The following is a 15446-nucleotide window of genomic DNA, read 5'->3' as shown; positions in this document are numbered from 1 at the left end:
GTTCAACAACCGCTGTTTTTTTCATGCCATGCACCGTTAAGCAGGATGATTCATGCACGGACTGTTAAGACGCCTGTTCGCCCCCCGGTGGCAGCACCCCGACCCGCAAGTGCGCAAGCAGGCCCTCACTCGGCTCGACCCGACCCACCCTGAACAGCGCGAAGCGCTGCAGGCACTTGCCCGCGACCATGATGCGAGCATTCGCCTGGACGCCCTCCTGGCGCTTGATGATCTCAAGGCGCTGGTGGAGGCGTACGCCGAACATCGCGAGCAACAGGCGTGGTTCGACGCCGTATGTCAGCGGCTGAGCGGCACCCAGGGTGGCACCGATCTGCATCAGCGTCTGGCCCTGATAGAGCATCTGGACGAACCGCGCCTGCTCAACGCCATCGCCCTTCAAGGCGACAATCTCGACTTGCGCCTGGCCGCACTTGCCCGACTCAGCGATGACCACGACTTGATTTATCAGGCGTGCCATAACGGCGTTGCCACGGTTCGCCATCGCGCCGCCGAACGTATCGACAGCGAAGAGAGCCTGAAGCAGCTTTTAAAGCAGGCCCGAAGGGATCGCCAGGTAACACGCATCGCCCGCGAAAAGCTGGGGCAAAAGCGCAGCGATGCCGAGTGGCTTGCCCGCCAGCAAGCCCAGCGTGAGCACATCCTTCAACAGCTGGAGCAGCATGCGCGTGCGCCTTGGGAGCCCCTGTATGGCGGCCGCCTGCGCCATCTGGAGCGTGAATGGCAGCATCTTTCGCACCCCCCCAGCGCCGAGCAGGAACAGCGTTTCTACCAGGCGACACTAAGCTGTCGCAAGACGCTGAATGACCACGACGCCCAGGAACAGGCTCGCCAGCAACGCCTTGCTCGCCGCGACGAGGCCGATGCGACTCGCGACCAGTTGCTCGCAGGGCTTGAAGAGACCCTGGATAGCCTGCGCCATGCGAGCGAACTGACGAGCCAGGATATCGACAGCCTGCGCGCCCAGCGCCAGCTGCTTGGCCAGCGCTGGCAGGCGCTTTCCGATGTCCACCCACCCAACGAAGCGGCCCGCCAGCGCCATACCCGGGCGATCACCGAGTACGAGCAGTGCCTGGAGGCCTGGCAGCGCTGGCGGGGTATCAGCGCCCCGCTCGAAAGGGCGCTGGCCGATCACGATCACGCTACCCTGTCGCGTCTGTTGAAAACCTGCGCCTGGCCGAAAATGCTGACACCCCCGGCCTTGATGCAGCGGGCACAGGCAATCCTGGCCACCGAGGCATCCGTCACTCCCGACGCGGGCAACGCCACGGCATCGCTGGACACTCTCGAAGAGGAGCTTGATAGCTTCGAGCAACTGCTGGAGCGCGGCGCGTTTAAAAGCGCAAGCCACCTGCATCAGCGTTTGAAGCCCCAGGTTGACGCGCTGCAAGCCCCCCAGGCCAAACCGCTCAAGGCACGACTGAAACAGCTCGGCGCACGCCTGGCCGAACTGCGCGACTGGCGCGGTTTTGTGGCAGGACCCAAGCGCGAGCAGCTATGTTCGAGTATTGAAGCGCTGGCCGAGGATCAGCATATGGCCGAGGAGGCGCTCGATCGCCACCACCGCCAACTGGTCAAGGAGTGGAAATCCCTGGGCGATGCGGCGGCCAATCGCGAACAGTCGGCGCGCTTTCGCGCCGCCTCCGACCAGATTCACGAACGCCTGGCGCCCTGGCGAGCCCAGCTTGGCGAAGAGCGCAACGCCAACCTGCGCGCCCGTGAGCAGCTCTGCGAACAGCTTGAAACCCTGCTCGCTCAACCCGCCGAGGATGCCGACCCCGACATGCTGCGCGAGATCCGCGACAAGGCACGCCACCAGTGGCGTCACTATTCGCCGGTTCCCCGCGAGCACGCCGAGGCGGTCGGTCAGCGCTTTGGCCGGATTCGCCACCAGCTCCAGGCGCTGATCGATCAGCGTGCCGAACAGATCGCCTCGCAAAAGCAGGCCATGATCGAAGAAGTGCAGGCGCTGAGGGGCGATGAACACCAGCCGCTGGCGGCACGTATTGCGCGCACCAAGCAGCTTCAGCAGCGCTGGCGTCAACTGGGTCGAGCCCCTAAAGGCGCCGAGCAATCGCTGTGGAAAGCGTTTCGCCATGAATGTGATCACGTGTTTGCCCAGCGCGATGCGCACAAGAACGAGCAAGCAGCGCGCCAACAGCAGCAGCTTGACGCCCTGCAGGTGCTGATCGATGAGATGGACAGCTGGCAGCCGACAACAGCGGCAGATGCCGACACGCTGGACCGTTTCATGGCGCAGATCGAAAAGCTCGAGCCGCTGCCCCGCAACCGGCGTAGCGAAGGCATGCAGCGTCGCCTCGAGGGTATCGCTCGCGCCCGACGCGAACGTTTGAGTCGTCTGAAAATTGCCGACACGGTTCAGCAGTGGCATCGCGCCCTGCCACTGATCAATGCTCATCTGGCTGCCGACCAGCGCTGCCTGGCTGGAGAGGCGGTTGAAATCGTCAACATCCATGACGTCATCGATACACCGCTGCCCGCGGCTTTCGTCGAGGCGCACCACGCGCGCAATCGCCAGCGGCAAAACGTTGCGCTTCCGCTGACCGATAACGATCAGGCAGCACTTGAAACGTCGCTTTCCAGACTGCGGGTGCATCTTTCGCTGCTCACCAGCGGCAGCGTCCGGCAAAGTGACGAGCCTTTACGCCTGGCGATCCAGGTCGAGCGGCTCAATGAGGGAATTCGTCAGGAAAAAAGCCGTAGCGAGGAGATTATCGACGTACTGGCCGCCCTGCTCGCGCTTGGGCCACTCACCGCCGCGCAGTGGGAGCAGGAAGTGAAGGCGTTCGATAACCTGCTGGAGGATCTGGCCAACGCTCACCTTGACTGAAACTGGCCCTGGCAAACATACAACGGGAGGCGATCAGCCTCCCGTTTGCATTGTCGACAGGTGATAAAACTACCGGCCTAGCCCATGAACTGGCCACCGTTGATATCGATGTTTGCCCCCGTGATGAAACCGGACTCCTTGTCGGCAAGAAACGTGACCAGCCGGCCAATCTCTTCCGGCGTGCCGTAGCGTTTTACCGGAATCGTTTCACGAATGGCCTCGCGCACCGGCTCTGGAATCTTCATGATCATATCGGTGGCGATATAGCCTGGTGACACGGTATTGACCGTGATGCCCTTGGTGGCGGTTTCTTGCGCCAGCGACATGGTCAAGCCGTGCATGCCCGCCTTGGCCGCGGCGTAGTTGACCTGACCAAACTGCCCCTTGCGACCATTGATCGAAGAGATATTGATGATGCGCCCGTAGCCGTTTTCGAGCATCATCTCGATGACGCTGCGGCAGGTATTGAAGACGCTGTTCAGGTTGGTATCAATAACCTGATACCACTGGTCGTAGGCCATCTTCTTCATGGTGCCGTCTCGGGTAATGCCGGCACAGTTTACCAGGACGCTGATGGGACCGTGCGTTTCGTGAATCTCGCGCGCGGCTTTCAGACACGCTTCATGGTCGGAAAGATCCACCCCCAGGGTAGTGATGCTTTGGTAGCCATCAGCCTGCTGAGCTTCCAGCCAGGTCCTGGCCTTATCGGGATTGTTGTACCCCGCTACCACCAGATAACCCGCATCCGCCAACGAACGGCAAATTGCCGTGCCTATTCCACCAGTTCCACCAGTTACCCAGGCGACGGGCGCTTGATTGGCCATTGACTACCTCCCTGATATGACAAATGGCTTGGCCTTTGAGCACTGCTATGGCGCTGCAAGCCATTTCGAATAAGCGCTACGCGCTTTTATCATTCACAGCACGCCACCGCTCTTGTTGTCAGGTGGCCCACCGACCGTAAGCTTTTTATTAAGGCTACTGAAAGCATAGCTTTACTCCTGGCATATTGCAGTACGATGAATTCCACGTTTCTTGCAAAGCAGTTTTCTACTAAAGGTTGACGTGGCGTAAAAAATCCGTAGAATACGCCTCACGTTGATGCGGGGTGGAGCAGTCTGGTAGCTCGTCGGGCTCATAACCCGAAGGTCATCGGTTCAAATCCGGTCCCCGCTACCATCTTCTACAGAAAAGCCGTTACCGAAAGGTAGCGGCTTTTTTGTACCTGACAGACAACCCAGGGCGGCAACGAGCGCTCGTCGGACTCATAACACGTAACACGAAGGTCATCGGTTCGCTGTTGTTTCAAGATCGGCGGTCCCCGCTACCATCTTCTACAAAAAAGCCGTTACCGAAAGGTAGCGGCTTTTTTGTGTCTGCGTTTTGCACCGTCACCTGTCGGGCCTGCGCTTGTCTGCTCTGTTCAACAATACTCCGCCGGCGGCTTGAATATGGCAGCGGCTGCCTGCATATCAGGAGAAAGTCTCTTTTCATTCTTGGATATCGGGTTGCCCATGCAGATTATCGATCCCCGTTCAGGTAAGCCGCTCACGGCGGATACCGGAAGCGACAGCGCTAGTACCTCTGATACCCCGCGCGCGGCGGTACGCCCTGAAGACGTCATCATTGAGCTCGATGCCAGCAATATTCAGCAGGTGCTGGAAGCCTCCATGCAGGTGCCGGTTCTGCTGGGTTGTTACTCGCCGGCGGACACCAGTTGCAACACGCTCCTGTCGGTGCTGGAAAAACTGGCACTGGAGTACGCAGGCACTTTCCTGCTGAGCAAGCTGAACGTGGATGCCAATCCGGAGATTTCCGCCCAGCTTGGCGTGCGCGCAGTACCGGACGTGAAGCTGGTCAGCCAGGGTGGCCTGGTGGACAACTTTCAGGGCGCGCGGCCTGAAAAAGAGGTGCGCGAGTGGTTGGGCCGCTACTTCCCGGCGCCTGCCGAGGCGCCTGAAAGCCCTGAAGAGCAGGCTGAAGCGGCGCTTGCCCAAGGCGACGCCGCCACCGCGCGGGAAATCTATCAGGATCTGATCACTCAATACCCGGAGCACTACGCCTATCAGGTGGCCTTGGCGCGCACGCTGGTTGCCGAAAAGCGCAGCGACGAGGCACGCAGCGTACTGGATAACCTGCCTCCGGAAGAACGCGATGCGCCAGCCGCTCGCGGCGTGCGCGCCAGTATCGAGTTCAGCGAGCGGGCGCTGTCTGCCGATGAGATTGCCGCCCTTGGCGAGCGTGACGACAGCGAAGCGCAGTTTCAGCGCGCGCTGCGCCTGGTAGCCGATGGTCAGTACGATGCCGGGCTCGAAGCGCTGTTGACCCTGATGAAACAGGACCGCGCCTATGACGACGACGCGGCCCGCAAGACGCTGCTTCAGGTATTCGACGCCCTTGGCGCCGACCACCCCTTGACCGTTGCCTATCGGCGCAAGCTGTTTGCCCTGCTCTACTAGCAGCCTGTCTTTTTCAAAAGCTTGTCCATACGCGCTAACGCGGCGTCCAGCTGGGACGCCGTAGTGCCGAAATTGAGCCGTACAAAGCCTGGGCAGCCAAACGCCGCTCCGTCGGAAAGCGCCACACCCGCCTGCTCCTTGATCGTTTGATAAGGCGTCTCGCCCAACCCCGCCTTGCGCATATCAAGCCATGCCAGATACGTCGCTTCAGGCTCGCTGAGCGTTACACCGGGCCAGCTGGCCACGTGGGCCTCAAGCGTGGCGCGGTGCTGACGCAGCTCTTTCAAGAGCGCCTGCCGCCAAGGCTCGCCTTCGCGGTAGGCGGCTTCGGCGGCAACCAATCCCAGCACGTTGACCTCGGGCAAAAGCCCCTTACAGGCATCGGCGAACCGGGTACGTACATCAGGGTCGGGAATCACCGCACAGGCGCTGCTCAGCCCTGCCAGGTTGAAGGTCTTGGACGGCGCCCAGAGGGTAATGGTGCGCTTGGCAAGCGCGGGAAACATCGCCGCCAGCGGCCGGTGGCGAGCGCCCTCATCCAGCAGCAGATCACAGTGCAGCTCATCCGAGACTACCCATAGATCGTGCTGCTCTACCAGCTCGGCAAGCGTGGCAAGCTCTTCATGCCGCCAGACCCGACCGGTGGGATTATGCGGATGGCACCAGAGCAGCAGACGCGTCTGCGGCGTAATGGCCGCCTTGATGGCCTCGATATCCAGTTGCCACGGCTCACCGGGGCTCTTGGGTGCGCCCAGCATGGCCTGCTGGGGCAGACGCCCGGTACGTTTTGCCACGGCCAGAAATGGCGGATAAATGGGAGCTACGGTCAACACACCATCGCCGGGCTGGGTAAGCGCCAACGTGGCAAAGTGCAGTGCCGGCACCACGCCCGGCAGCCAGTGCTGCCATTCAGGCTCAATGGGCCAGTCATAGTGCGTAGCACTCCAGTCGCACAGCGTTTGCTTCAGCGACGCCGGTACTTCGCCGTAGCCGTACACGCCATGGGCTACCCGCGCCTCGAGCGCTTCTATCACCGCCGGCGGCGAGCGAAAATCCATGTCGGCGACCCACAGCGGCAGCACATCCTCAGCGTAGCGGTGCCATTTTTGCGATGCGTAGCCCCCTTCAGGGTGGCGCCGCTCGACAGGCGTGGCAAAATCGAATGCCATAACACATCTCACTTATTCAAAAGGGTGGTAACGAGCATGCCGCAAGACGACTTTTATACCCAAGTGCGCGCGGGCCTTCCGGCGCTATTGCGGCAGTGGCAGGCTCTTGGTCGAGGGAACACCGACCAGCTGGCCCTCATATTGGCGGAGACGGCCAGGGTTGCCAAGCTGGGCCAGCCTGACGTTACACCGGATGGTGCCACGCTTGCCCACTGGAGCCGGGTCGAGAACGGCGAACTCCCGCTCTGGGCACCGCGCACGGCGGTGTTTCTGCTCAACCAGATGCCTGCCAAACCGACTCCGCAAAGCAGTGCCGAAGCCTGCGCCTGGGCTTACTGCTGGCTGCGCAACCGCGACTTTGCTTCGCTTCAAGCCGCGCATGATGCCTTGCCTGCCCACCTGAAGGAACCACTTGCCAATGCCCTGGAAGCCGCCTGGCGCGATCAGCAGGGGCTGCGCCTGGTGTGACTCCTGACTATCAGCGCTTGGGCCGGCGGGATTTTGGCTTGAAACCTGCAGGTTTCCTGGCAAGCCATTCGACGAAATGGTGTACTTCCTCGCTCGCCAGCAGTGCCTCACGGCTGGCAAACTGGTCGGCCAGCTCACGCTCGCTGTAGAGCCTGTGAATGTGCCGATGGCAGGCGTGACAGAGCCATAAGATGGCGGTCAGCCGCTCTTCACGCGAGTAGCGCTTTCGATAGCGCGGCTTGTTATGCAACGCCCGTGGTATCAGATGGTGCTTGGTCAACGGCGCGGCGCGGCTGCAAAGTTCGCACTGTTCAGGCCTGGGTGGGGGCGAAAGCGTATGCCTTGATGGGTAAGCAACATCCACAAGCTCTGCTCTCCTGAATAGAGTGGCAAGACAACGACGACAGCGTTAGATCAATTATAAGGATAGTCATTCATGCTGGAAGTTCCGATTAGCTGGCAGCTTGCCAAAGGGGCGGTATCTGTCGCCATGGTGCTGGGCCTTGGGGTGATTGCGGTGCGAGTCAGCCCGCGGGTGGCGGGGCTGCTGGCGGGCTATCCGCTGGGCACGGCGCTGGCGCTTTTCTTTATCGGCCTTGAGATTTCGCCACTGTTCGCCGCCCAGAGCGCCGTGCATACGCTCGCCGGTTTTACCGCCACCATGGCGCTGGGGGCAGGCTACTGGCTATGTGGTCGCAGGCCCGGGTTGCCGGGGCTTCTAGCCGGCACCGCCGGCGGCCTTGTGGCCTGGTTTGGCGTCAGCCTGGTGCTGGCTCAGTTCGACTTCACTCGACTGACGGGCACGCTGGTAACACTTTGCGCCATCGTGCTGTTCACGTGGCTTTTCCGCCGTATTCCCGAAAGCCTGGCCACCACGCGCGCACCGTTTTCCTGGGGCGCACTGCTCATACGCGCCCTGCTGGCGACAATGATCGTGTTCGCGATCACTACGCTTGCTCACTGGGTTCCCTCTGCCTGGGCGGGCACCCTGGCGGCCTTTCCGATCACCATGCTGCCTTTTCTGCTGATTCTGCACTTGAGTCAGGGGCCGGCACCGACGGCCACGGTCATCAAGCATTACCCGATGGGCCTTGGCTCACTGCTGTGCTATGCGCTGTGCGTTTCGTATACCTATGCAAGCTGGGGGCTTGCGCTTGGCACGTTGGTGGGATTTGGCGTAGCCACGCTTTGGCTTATCGGCTGGATGCAGGCGCAGCGCTGGTTCGCTCAACGGCGAGTGGCCCACGGCCAAACCACTTGACCGAGCGCTTGCTTGGGGTAATCCTGAATACTCGACCAACCACAAGGCACCGACCATGTTCACCCGTATCATTGAGCCCGCTTTCTACGATACCGATGCGCTGGGGCATATCAACAACACGCGCCTGCCGGCCTGGTTCGAGCTTGCCCGCAACGATCTATTCAAGTTGTTTACGCCGGACCTGGATCCTAAAAAGTGGCGCTTGATGATGGCGCGCATGGAAATCGATTATCGGGCTGAACTGTTTTACGGGCACGATATCGAACTGCGTACCTACCTGACGCGCCTGGGCAACAGCTCGTTCACGGTTACCCAGGAAGCGCGCCAGCACGGCAAGCTGACCAATGTCGGACACACTGTCATGCTGCAGTATGACCACCAGGCAAAGCGTGCCGTACCGATCGAAGGCGAGCTGCGCGATGCGCTGTCGACCCACCTGCAGGATGCGCCCGCCTGACACATCGCCCCGCAAGGGGTTACCAGGAGCATCCCATGGCCATTCGCTACAATCTCTGGCTGGACCCTGACAATACCACCCAGCACCGAGCCGTCGAGGCCGACCTTGAGCGCTACTTCATGGAACGCTTTGCCGACTACCCGCATATCCGCTTGTTCGGGGCGGACCCTTACGATTATGATGCCCCGTTCAACCGCCTTTATGACGCGCTGATAGCGCGAGCCGCCGAGTACTGCGAGCGAACGTGGTGCTATGTGGCTTCCCCAGAGCAGCTCAACCGCTGTTTTTTCCGTGCTGTTGGCCGCTCCAATAAATTTGTTCAAGATGACCGTTCGTGAGAGACCAACCCAATGGTGATTCGTACCGACCAGGCGCCCGATGAGCGCCAGCTGGCGATTATTGCTCAGCAGCTAGGCCGCGCGCCGCGTGGCATCGAAGCCGTTGCCGCCACTGATGGCCAGGGTACGCCGCTGGTGCTGCGCATGGCGCCAATCGTGGATGGCAAGCCCTTCCCCACGCTTTACTGGCTGTGCTCCGATGTGCTGAAAGTGGAGATCTCGCGCATCGAGGCGGTGGGCGTCATCAAGTCGCTGGAGCAGCGCCTTCAGAAAGAGCCTGATTTCCTGGAAGCCTATCAGCAGAGCCATCGCGATTACGTGAAGGCCCGCTGGGACTACATGAGCGATGCTCAGCGCGCCGAAGTCGACCGGCTGGGATACAGCGATGTGCTGACCGAGCGCGGCATCGGCGGTATCAGCAACTGGCAGCAGGTGCGCTGCCTGCATACCCAGTACGCCCACCATCTCTGTGGTAACAACGTGATTGGCCAGTGGATGGACGAGCATCATCAGGTCGACCGCTGCCTGCCATGACCCATTCGACTCACTGATATCAAGGAACCAATCGATGTCTCGAATCTGCGTTTATCTTGGCTCACGCGAAGGCAACAGCCCGGCCTTTGGTCAGGCGGCCCGTGCGCTGGGTACGGCGCTGGCCGTGCGTGGGCATACTCTGGTGTATGGGGGCGCGCGAATTGGGCTGATGGGCGAACTTGCCAACGCCGCCCTTGCTGCCGAAGGCCGAGTGATCGGCGTCATGCCGGATCACCTGGTGGAGCGAGAACAGGCTCACCTTGGCCTGACCGAGCTTATTCGCGTTGCCAACATGCACGAGCGCAAAGCGACCATGGCAGCCAACGCCGATGCGTTCATTGCCATGCCGGGCGGTATCGGCACCTTCGAGGAACTGTTCGAGATCTGGACCTGGGGCTACCTGGGCCTGCATGAAAAGCCCATGGGGCTTTTGAATGTCGAGGATTTCTACGGCCCGCTGATGACCTTTCTGGACAATACCGTTGCGCAAGGCTTTCTGGCCCAGCCAACGCGTGACATGCTGCAGGATGCACAAACGCCCGAGGCGCTGCTGGAGGCGCTGGAAATACAGCTACAGGGAGAAGTCGCGTAGCGGCGGGGCTCGGCGTGGCTAACGCGTGATCAACTGGCGGGTGCGCTGGTAGGTCAGCTGCAGCAGGCGAGCGTCTTCTCCGGCGCGATGGCGGCTGATCGAGCACTCATCGATCATGCTCTCCTTGGTGTCGCTCCAGAGTGCCTGCTGCTCCTCGCTGAGCAGAATGCGCAAGGCTTCCAGGCGAAAGCGCGGCAGCATGCCGGCATGGTAAAACAGAAGCGACAGCCAGGTATTGTCATATCCCCAACTGTCGCTGTAGGCCTTGCCCAGGCTGCTCAGCTCGTCGTTGAGCCACTGCGCTACCTGGCGTACCGGATAGCCTTCCTGAAACAGTCGCTCGCGGGATATGCCATGCAGCAGTTCGGCTTTCGGGTCCCAATGCGTCCACTCCCGCTGAGGCTGAACAAGAAACGCGCAGCAGCTTCCGTCGGCACGCGCGATGCCGACTTCAATGGGATAACTGCCGCGCCCGAATCCGGACGCTTCGATATCTAATACAGTGGGTAGCGTCTCGGACACAGACTTCCTCATTCAATCCTCAAGCATCTCATCTCGTCACTCAGCGGTGCATTACGCCACAGCCGCGCTTGTTTTCCTGCGCTCGGCCATGCGCTGCCAGTAAGCCGCCTGGCCGGCATCGGCAGTCAACCCAAGCTCGCCTAACCGGTAGGCGCAGGCCAGCCGTTCGGCGGCCGGTTGATGGCCTGACTGTGCCGCTCTTGCATACCACGTTACCGCATAATCTTCGCGGCGTGGGTACTGAGCACAGCCATGTTCGTAGATCTGAGCGACCTGATACTGCGACTTTACATCCCCGGACTGGGCGGCTTCGACCACATAGCGTGCGCCACGCGCCTTGTCCTGAGGTGACAGGCTGCGATGAAACAGCATGTGCCCATAAACCGATAGCGCATCCGGATGCCCCGCATCCGCACAGCGCTTGAACAAGCGCATGGTGAGCCGCTGGGTACGCGGAGAACGCGGCAGCAGCCAACGGTTCTGAAAAAGCCGTTCGGCCAGGCGAAATTCTAGCCGGGTAAACAACGATGATGCCTGTGGCATGGCAAACCACCTTGCCCGTTTGTTGAGACCTTTGATCGGCATTCACGCGTGTATTTTGTGTGCCGACCACACGAAAAACCGGCATCTGGCCGGTCAATGGGCTGGCAAGCATACGCCTGCCTTTGCGACGACTCAACCCCATTGATTTGCTGCTTTCAAACAGCCTCGCTAACATGCCCCTCATACGCCGCAATCACCCACCACAATAAACAGGCACGACTGCCTTAACGAGGAGATCAAGATGCAAACGCGCCCACTTGGCCGAACGGGGATCGAGGTCAGCCGCCTCTGCCTTGGCACCATGACCTTTGGCGAGCAGAACAGCGAGGCCGAGGCGCATGAGCAGCTCGATCGTGCCGTTGCCTTCGGTATCAATTTCATCGATACCGCCGAGATGTACCCCGTACCGCCCAAGGCCGAAACGCAAGGGCTGACCGAGACCTATATCGGCAGCTGGCTGAAGCAGCGCGGTGAGCGCGACGATGTCGTGATCGCGACCAAGGCCGTAGGCCCTGGCCCGGCGCATATACGCGGCGGCCCGCGCATGACTCGCGCTCATATCCATCAGGCCATCGACGAGAGTCTCGCCCGCCTGCAGACCGATTATGTGGACCTTTACCAACTTCACTGGCCGGATCGCAACACCAACTTCTTCGGCAAGCTGGGTTACGTGCATCAGGATGATGAAGACGCCACTCCGCTGGAAGAAACCCTGTCTGCACTGAAGGAGCTGGTAGACGCCGGCAAGGTACGCTCGATCGGCCTGTCCAACGATACGCCCTGGGGCGTGATGCGCGCGCTCTATCTGGCAGAAAAAATGGGCCTGCCGCGCGTGGCGTCCATCCAGAATCCTTATAACCTGCTCAACCGCTCGTTCGAAGTTGGACTGGCCGAGATCGCCCACCGCGAAGACGTCGGCCTGTTGGCCTACTCGCCGCTGGGGTTTGGCGTCCTTTCCGGCAAGTACTTGAACGGCGCCTGGCCGGAAAAGGGTCGCTTGACACTTTATGAACGCTTCAAGCGCTACACGTCACCTGAAGCGGAGGCCGCCACGCAGGCGTATGTGGATCTGGCCCGCGAACATGGACTGGACCCGGCGCAAATGGCGTTGGCGTTCATCAACTCACGCAGCTTTCTGACCAGCAATATCATTGGCGCCACGACCATGGACCAATTGGAGAGCAACCTGGAAAGCGAGAGCCTCAAGCTTGATGAGGACGTGCTGGATGCCATCGACGACATCCACCGCCGCATGCCCAACCCCTGCCCCTGAAGGCGCATAGACGCACTATCAAGGCGATAGCCTCGGCCTGCGCCGAGGCTTGGTATACTGTCGGCCATTCACTTTCATCATGTTACGTCGGCCGAAGGAGCTTTCCATGCTGAGTGTCATTTCACCTGCCAAAACGCTGGATTTTGAAACGCCCTCCACGACCCGCCAGGTTACCCAACCAGACTTCCTGCCCCATAGCCAAGTGCTGATCGATATTCTGCGCGACTACTCCCCTTCGCAGCTCAGCGAGCTGATGGGCATCAGCGACAAGCTCGCCGGCCTCAACGCGGCACGCTTTGCCGAGTGGGAGCCGCCCTTTTCGCTGGATAACGCAAAGCCCGCCGCCCAGGCCTTTCAGGGCGACGTTTATAGCGGGCTTGAAGCAGAGACGTTCACCGAGACGGAAAACCGCTTTGCCCAGACTCACCTGCGTATCCTTTCCGGCCTGTATGGCCTGCTGCGTCCGCTGGACCTGATTCAGGCTTACCGCCTGGAAATGGGAACACGGCTGCCCAACCAGGCGGGCAAGGATCTGTACGCTTACTGGAAGCCAACGCTTACTCAAGCGCTCAATGAGGCCATTACTGCCAGCGGCTCGAAGGAGCTGGTCAACCTGGCATCCAATGAATACTTCAAGGCGGTGGATGCCAAAAAACTCGATGCGCGCATTATTACGCCCGTCTTCAAGGATGAAAAGAGCGGCACCTTCAAGATCATCAGCTTCTACGCCAAGAAAGCCCGGGGGCTGATGAGCGCCTGGATCATTCGTGAGGGAATCAATACGCCAGAAGCCCTGAAAGAGTTTGACGTGGCAGGCTACCGGTTTGATGCCCAAGCTTCCGAATCCGGCACGCTGGTATTCACTCGGCGCGAAGCAGAGCGCACCTGAGGGCAGGCTGAGCTTCGGCTCGACGCTGTCAAAAAAACGTCAGCGTGCGCGCCGAACGCGGTTTCAAAAAGCGTTGGTGCGCCTCCCTGAACAGGTCTGTATCACACTGGCGAAGCCATTCGTAGGCCACCATGTCCGCCGAGACGGATACCGCGCCGTGGTGGCACGCTCGCTCTCGGGCAAGTGCTGCCTCTTCACGGCGGCGGCTGGCGGAGGCTTCGCTCAACCAGTACACCTGATAACCAGCCTCCAGCAGGCCAAGCGCACTTTGCAATACGCAAATATGCGCTTCCGCGCCGCAGATCACGATCTGCCCTTTGCCAGCCTCACCCAGTGCATGCGAGAAATCGGTATTTTCCATGGCGTTGAAGTGCTTCTTCTGCCAACGCCGATACTCCGTCAGCGACTCAAGCAGGGTAGGCGCCGTCTCTCCGAGCTTTTCCGATGACTGCTCGGTGATCCACACCGGCACATCCAGGCGTTCGGCCACCTGGGCAAGCCAGTTGGCCTCGGTGACCGCCTGTCGCTTGCCGTCGATCACGGGCAAGAGTCCCAACTGCAAATCGACGATCAATAGCAGGCTCTTTTCTCGGTATAAGCGCATACTTTCCTCATGGTTGTTATTTTAGTCAGGTGTCATCACTAGTTTCCCACCCACTTGCCAAGCGTAAAGGCTAAGATACTCACTTCACAACACTACCCGAATAAATGACATCACCGAGAAGGGAGCACGCCATGCTACGACAACTCTTTATCATGCTGCTGGTCAGCACGCTGGGCTTTGGCCTGGCCATTGAATCTGCAGATGCGCGACGCATGGGCGGCGGCAACAACATGGGCAGCGTCTCGCGCTCGGCTGACCGCCCGGCGGCGCAGCAGACTCAGAGCACACCGCAAACGCAAGCAGCGGCAGGCGCGCGCCGTGGCGGTATGGGCGGCATGATGGGTGGCCTGCTGGCCGGGGGCCTGTTGGCCGCGTTGTTCTTTGGTGGTGCCTTCGACGGTCTGCGCATGATGGACATCATCATGATCATCGGCGTCGCTGCCCTGGCATTCCTGGCGTTTCGCGCCATGCGTGCCCAGCGCCCGGCAACAGCGAGCCAGGGCCATCATCAGGCGCGCACGCAAGTCCAGTCACCTGCCTCCATGGCAGGAGGCAGGGTTGCCAACCCGCTTGCCAGCACGCCGGCCTGGTTCGACAAGGAGCGTTTTTTGAGCGGTGCCAAGGAACACTTCATGACGCTTCAGCGTGCCTGGGACAATAACGACTTCAGCTTGATTCAGGAGTACGTGACCCCCGAGCTTTACAACCTGCTGCGTGAAGAGCGCGCCCTGCAGCCAGCCAACAACCGAACGGATGTCGTACGCCTGTTTGCCGAACTGGGCGATGTGACAGAGCTTGATGGCCGTGCCGAAGCAACCGTCATTTTCCACGGTATTCTGGAAGAGAACGACGAGCAGACCGAGTTCAACGAGACCTGGCACCTGACTCGCGCCCTGCGCGATGACGCTCCCTGGTATCTCCAGGGCATCGAGCAGAACCCAGGCGCTTGAAGGTGGTATTCGGTAGGCACCTTTAGCCCCTGAACGCAAAACAGCCGCTAAGCAATCAGCGGCTGTTTTTCCAGCACTCTACCAATCCTGGGCCAGTTAACCTTCGGCGGCATTCTGCATGCTTTCTCCAGCCTCTTCAATGCTTTCACCTGCGCTTTCAATGCCTTCATCGATGCGTTCACCTGCGCTCTGCGCAGGGCCTTTATCGTTATCGCAGGCCGCCAAACCGCCAGCCAGCAACGCTATAAAGCCGACCATCGATAATAGTTTCAGCAGTTGTGCTCCCATTGCTCTTCTCCTTGCAAGATAACGCTCTTGGTCCCTCGGTATCATAGTCTTTCTTTCGCGCATAAAAAAATCCCCCGAGGCGAAGCCCCGGGGGATTTTTCACAATAAGTGCCTGACGATGACCTACTCTCGCATGGGGAGACCCCACACTACCATCGGCGCTAAGCGGTTTCACTACTGAGTTCGGCAAGGGATCAGGTGGTTCACGCTCGCTATGGTCGTCAGGCGTA

Annotated in this window: 18 protein-coding genes, 1 tRNA gene and 1 rRNA gene; 12 read left to right on the top strand and 8 right to left on the bottom strand. The window is 60.3% G+C overall.

The genetic code is table 11. The features are described from left to right. The first annotated feature begins 52 nt into the window (after window positions 1–52). Window positions 53–2869, top strand: coding sequence for a DUF349 domain-containing protein (locus tag HW452_RS05490; RefSeq protein WP_224105103.1), 2817 nt, complete (start codon window positions 53–55; stop codon window positions 2867–2869). A 77-nt stretch (window positions 2870–2946) separates the two neighbouring features. On the opposite strand, the gene phbB is transcribed toward HW452_RS05490, so the two are convergent. After that, a complete protein-coding gene (gene phbB, locus HW452_RS05485; protein ID WP_224105102.1) occupies window positions 2947–3693 on the bottom strand; it encodes an acetoacetyl-CoA reductase in 747 nt (248 codons plus the stop codon). A gap of 278 nt (window positions 3694–3971) precedes the next feature. On the opposite strand from phbB, the gene HW452_RS05480 reads away from it, so the two are divergent. Both HW452_RS05480 and HW452_RS05475 read left to right on the top strand, forming a co-directional pair. Then, window positions 3972–4048: transfer RNA gene (locus tag HW452_RS05480), tRNA-Met, on the top strand. Window positions 4049–4383: 335 nt separating this feature from the next. Beyond that, window positions 4384–5328 carry a co-chaperone YbbN gene (locus HW452_RS05475; RefSeq protein ID WP_224105101.1) on the top strand — a complete coding sequence of 315 codons (945 nt, stop codon included), beginning with the start codon at window positions 4384–4386 and terminating at the stop codon, window positions 5326–5328. Here HW452_RS05475 and HW452_RS05470 read toward each other — a convergent pair. Next, complete coding sequence (locus HW452_RS05470; RefSeq protein WP_224105100.1) at window positions 5325–6497, bottom strand: MalY/PatB family protein; 1173 nt, start codon at window positions 6495–6497, stop codon at window positions 5325–5327. The two genes, HW452_RS05475 and HW452_RS05470, sit on opposite strands and share 4 nt — an antisense overlap. Window positions 6498–6533: 36 nt before the next feature. On the opposite strand from HW452_RS05470, the gene HW452_RS05465 reads away from it, so the two are divergent. Further along, the gene (locus HW452_RS05465; RefSeq protein ID WP_224105099.1) at window positions 6534–6965 is read left to right on the top strand and encodes a hypothetical protein; all 432 of its coding nucleotides are present in this window, start codon (window positions 6534–6536) and stop codon (window positions 6963–6965) included. Window positions 6966–6975: 10 nt separating this feature from the next. Here HW452_RS05465 and HW452_RS05460 read toward each other — a convergent pair whose 3' ends face one another. Next, the gene (locus HW452_RS05460; RefSeq protein ID WP_224105098.1) at window positions 6976–7329 is read right to left on the bottom strand and encodes a hypothetical protein; all 354 of its coding nucleotides are present in this window, start codon (window positions 7327–7329) and stop codon (window positions 6976–6978) included. A gap of 72 nt (window positions 7330–7401) precedes the next feature. Between HW452_RS05460 and HW452_RS05455 the strand changes: the two genes are divergently transcribed. Genes HW452_RS05455 through HW452_RS05435 form a run of 5 tightly spaced genes read left to right on the top strand, consistent with a single transcriptional unit; the run spans window position 7402 to window position 10147 of the window. Next, a complete protein-coding gene (locus HW452_RS05455) occupies window positions 7402–8226 on the top strand; it encodes a hypothetical protein (RefSeq protein WP_224105097.1) in 825 nt (274 codons plus the stop codon). Between the two features lie 55 nt (window positions 8227–8281). Further along, window positions 8282–8683, top strand: coding sequence for an acyl-CoA thioesterase (locus HW452_RS05450; protein ID WP_224105096.1), 402 nt, complete (start codon window positions 8282–8284; stop codon window positions 8681–8683). Window positions 8684–8718: 35 nt separating this feature from the next. Further along, on the top strand, window positions 8719–9021 hold the full coding sequence (locus HW452_RS05445) for a hypothetical protein (RefSeq protein WP_106375804.1): 303 nt from the start codon (window positions 8719–8721) through the stop codon (window positions 9019–9021). A gap of 12 nt (window positions 9022–9033) precedes the next feature. Further along, complete coding sequence (locus tag HW452_RS05440; RefSeq protein ID WP_224105095.1) at window positions 9034–9555, top strand: DUF501 domain-containing protein; 522 nt, start codon at window positions 9034–9036, stop codon at window positions 9553–9555. A 34-nt stretch (window positions 9556–9589) separates the two neighbouring features. Continuing rightward, window positions 9590–10147, top strand: a complete 558-nt coding sequence (locus HW452_RS05435; protein WP_224105094.1) for a TIGR00730 family Rossman fold protein — start codon at window positions 9590–9592, stop codon at window positions 10145–10147. Between the two features lie 18 nt (window positions 10148–10165). Here HW452_RS05435 and HW452_RS05430 read toward each other — a convergent pair whose 3' ends face one another. Continuing rightward, window positions 10166–10669, bottom strand: coding sequence for a hypothetical protein (locus HW452_RS05430; protein ID WP_224105483.1), 504 nt, complete (start codon window positions 10667–10669; stop codon window positions 10166–10168). A 51-nt stretch (window positions 10670–10720) separates the two neighbouring features. Beyond that, complete coding sequence (locus HW452_RS05425; protein ID WP_224105093.1) at window positions 10721–11212, bottom strand: tetratricopeptide repeat protein; 492 nt, start codon at window positions 11210–11212, stop codon at window positions 10721–10723. Window positions 11213–11453: 241 nt separating this feature from the next. On the opposite strand from HW452_RS05425, the gene HW452_RS05420 reads away from it, so the two are divergent. Together HW452_RS05420 and yaaA are read left to right on the top strand one after the other, a co-directional pair. After that, window positions 11454–12485: an NADP(H)-dependent aldo-keto reductase gene (locus HW452_RS05420; protein WP_224105092.1), complete on the top strand. Its 1032-nt coding sequence runs from the start codon at window positions 11454–11456 to the stop codon at window positions 12483–12485. Window positions 12486–12591: 106 nt separating this feature from the next. Then, on the top strand, window positions 12592–13374 hold the full coding sequence (gene yaaA / locus HW452_RS05415) for a peroxide stress protein YaaA (RefSeq protein WP_224105091.1): 783 nt from the start codon (window positions 12592–12594) through the stop codon (window positions 13372–13374). A gap of 28 nt (window positions 13375–13402) precedes the next feature. Here the strand turns inward: yaaA and HW452_RS05410 are convergent, their stop codons facing one another. Beyond that, window positions 13403–13978, bottom strand: a complete 576-nt coding sequence (locus HW452_RS05410) for an isochorismatase family protein (RefSeq protein WP_224105090.1) — start codon at window positions 13976–13978, stop codon at window positions 13403–13405. A 131-nt stretch (window positions 13979–14109) separates the two neighbouring features. Here HW452_RS05410 and HW452_RS05405 point away from each other — a divergent pair, with 131 nt between their 5' ends. Next, window positions 14110–14928, top strand: coding sequence for a Tim44 domain-containing protein (locus HW452_RS05405; protein ID WP_224105089.1), 819 nt, complete (start codon window positions 14110–14112; stop codon window positions 14926–14928). Between the two features lie 96 nt (window positions 14929–15024). On the opposite strand, the gene HW452_RS05400 is transcribed toward HW452_RS05405, so the two are convergent. Together HW452_RS05400 and rrf are read right to left on the bottom strand one after the other, a co-directional pair. Further along, window positions 15025–15216 (bottom strand): hypothetical protein, encoded by a 192-nt coding sequence (locus HW452_RS05400; protein WP_224105088.1) that lies wholly within the window; start codon window positions 15214–15216, stop codon window positions 15025–15027. 110 nt (window positions 15217–15326) lie between these two features. Further along, window positions 15327–15442: ribosomal RNA gene (rrf, locus tag HW452_RS05395) — 5S ribosomal RNA — on the bottom strand. Window positions 15443–15446 lie beyond the last annotated feature (4 nt).

The sequence above is a fragment of the Vreelandella aquamarina genome (assembly GCF_020075495.1).
GTDB classification, from domain to species: Bacteria; Pseudomonadota; Gammaproteobacteria; order Pseudomonadales; family Halomonadaceae; genus Vreelandella; species Vreelandella aquamarina_A.
This window is presented reverse-complemented; position numbering and strand designations above follow the sequence as displayed.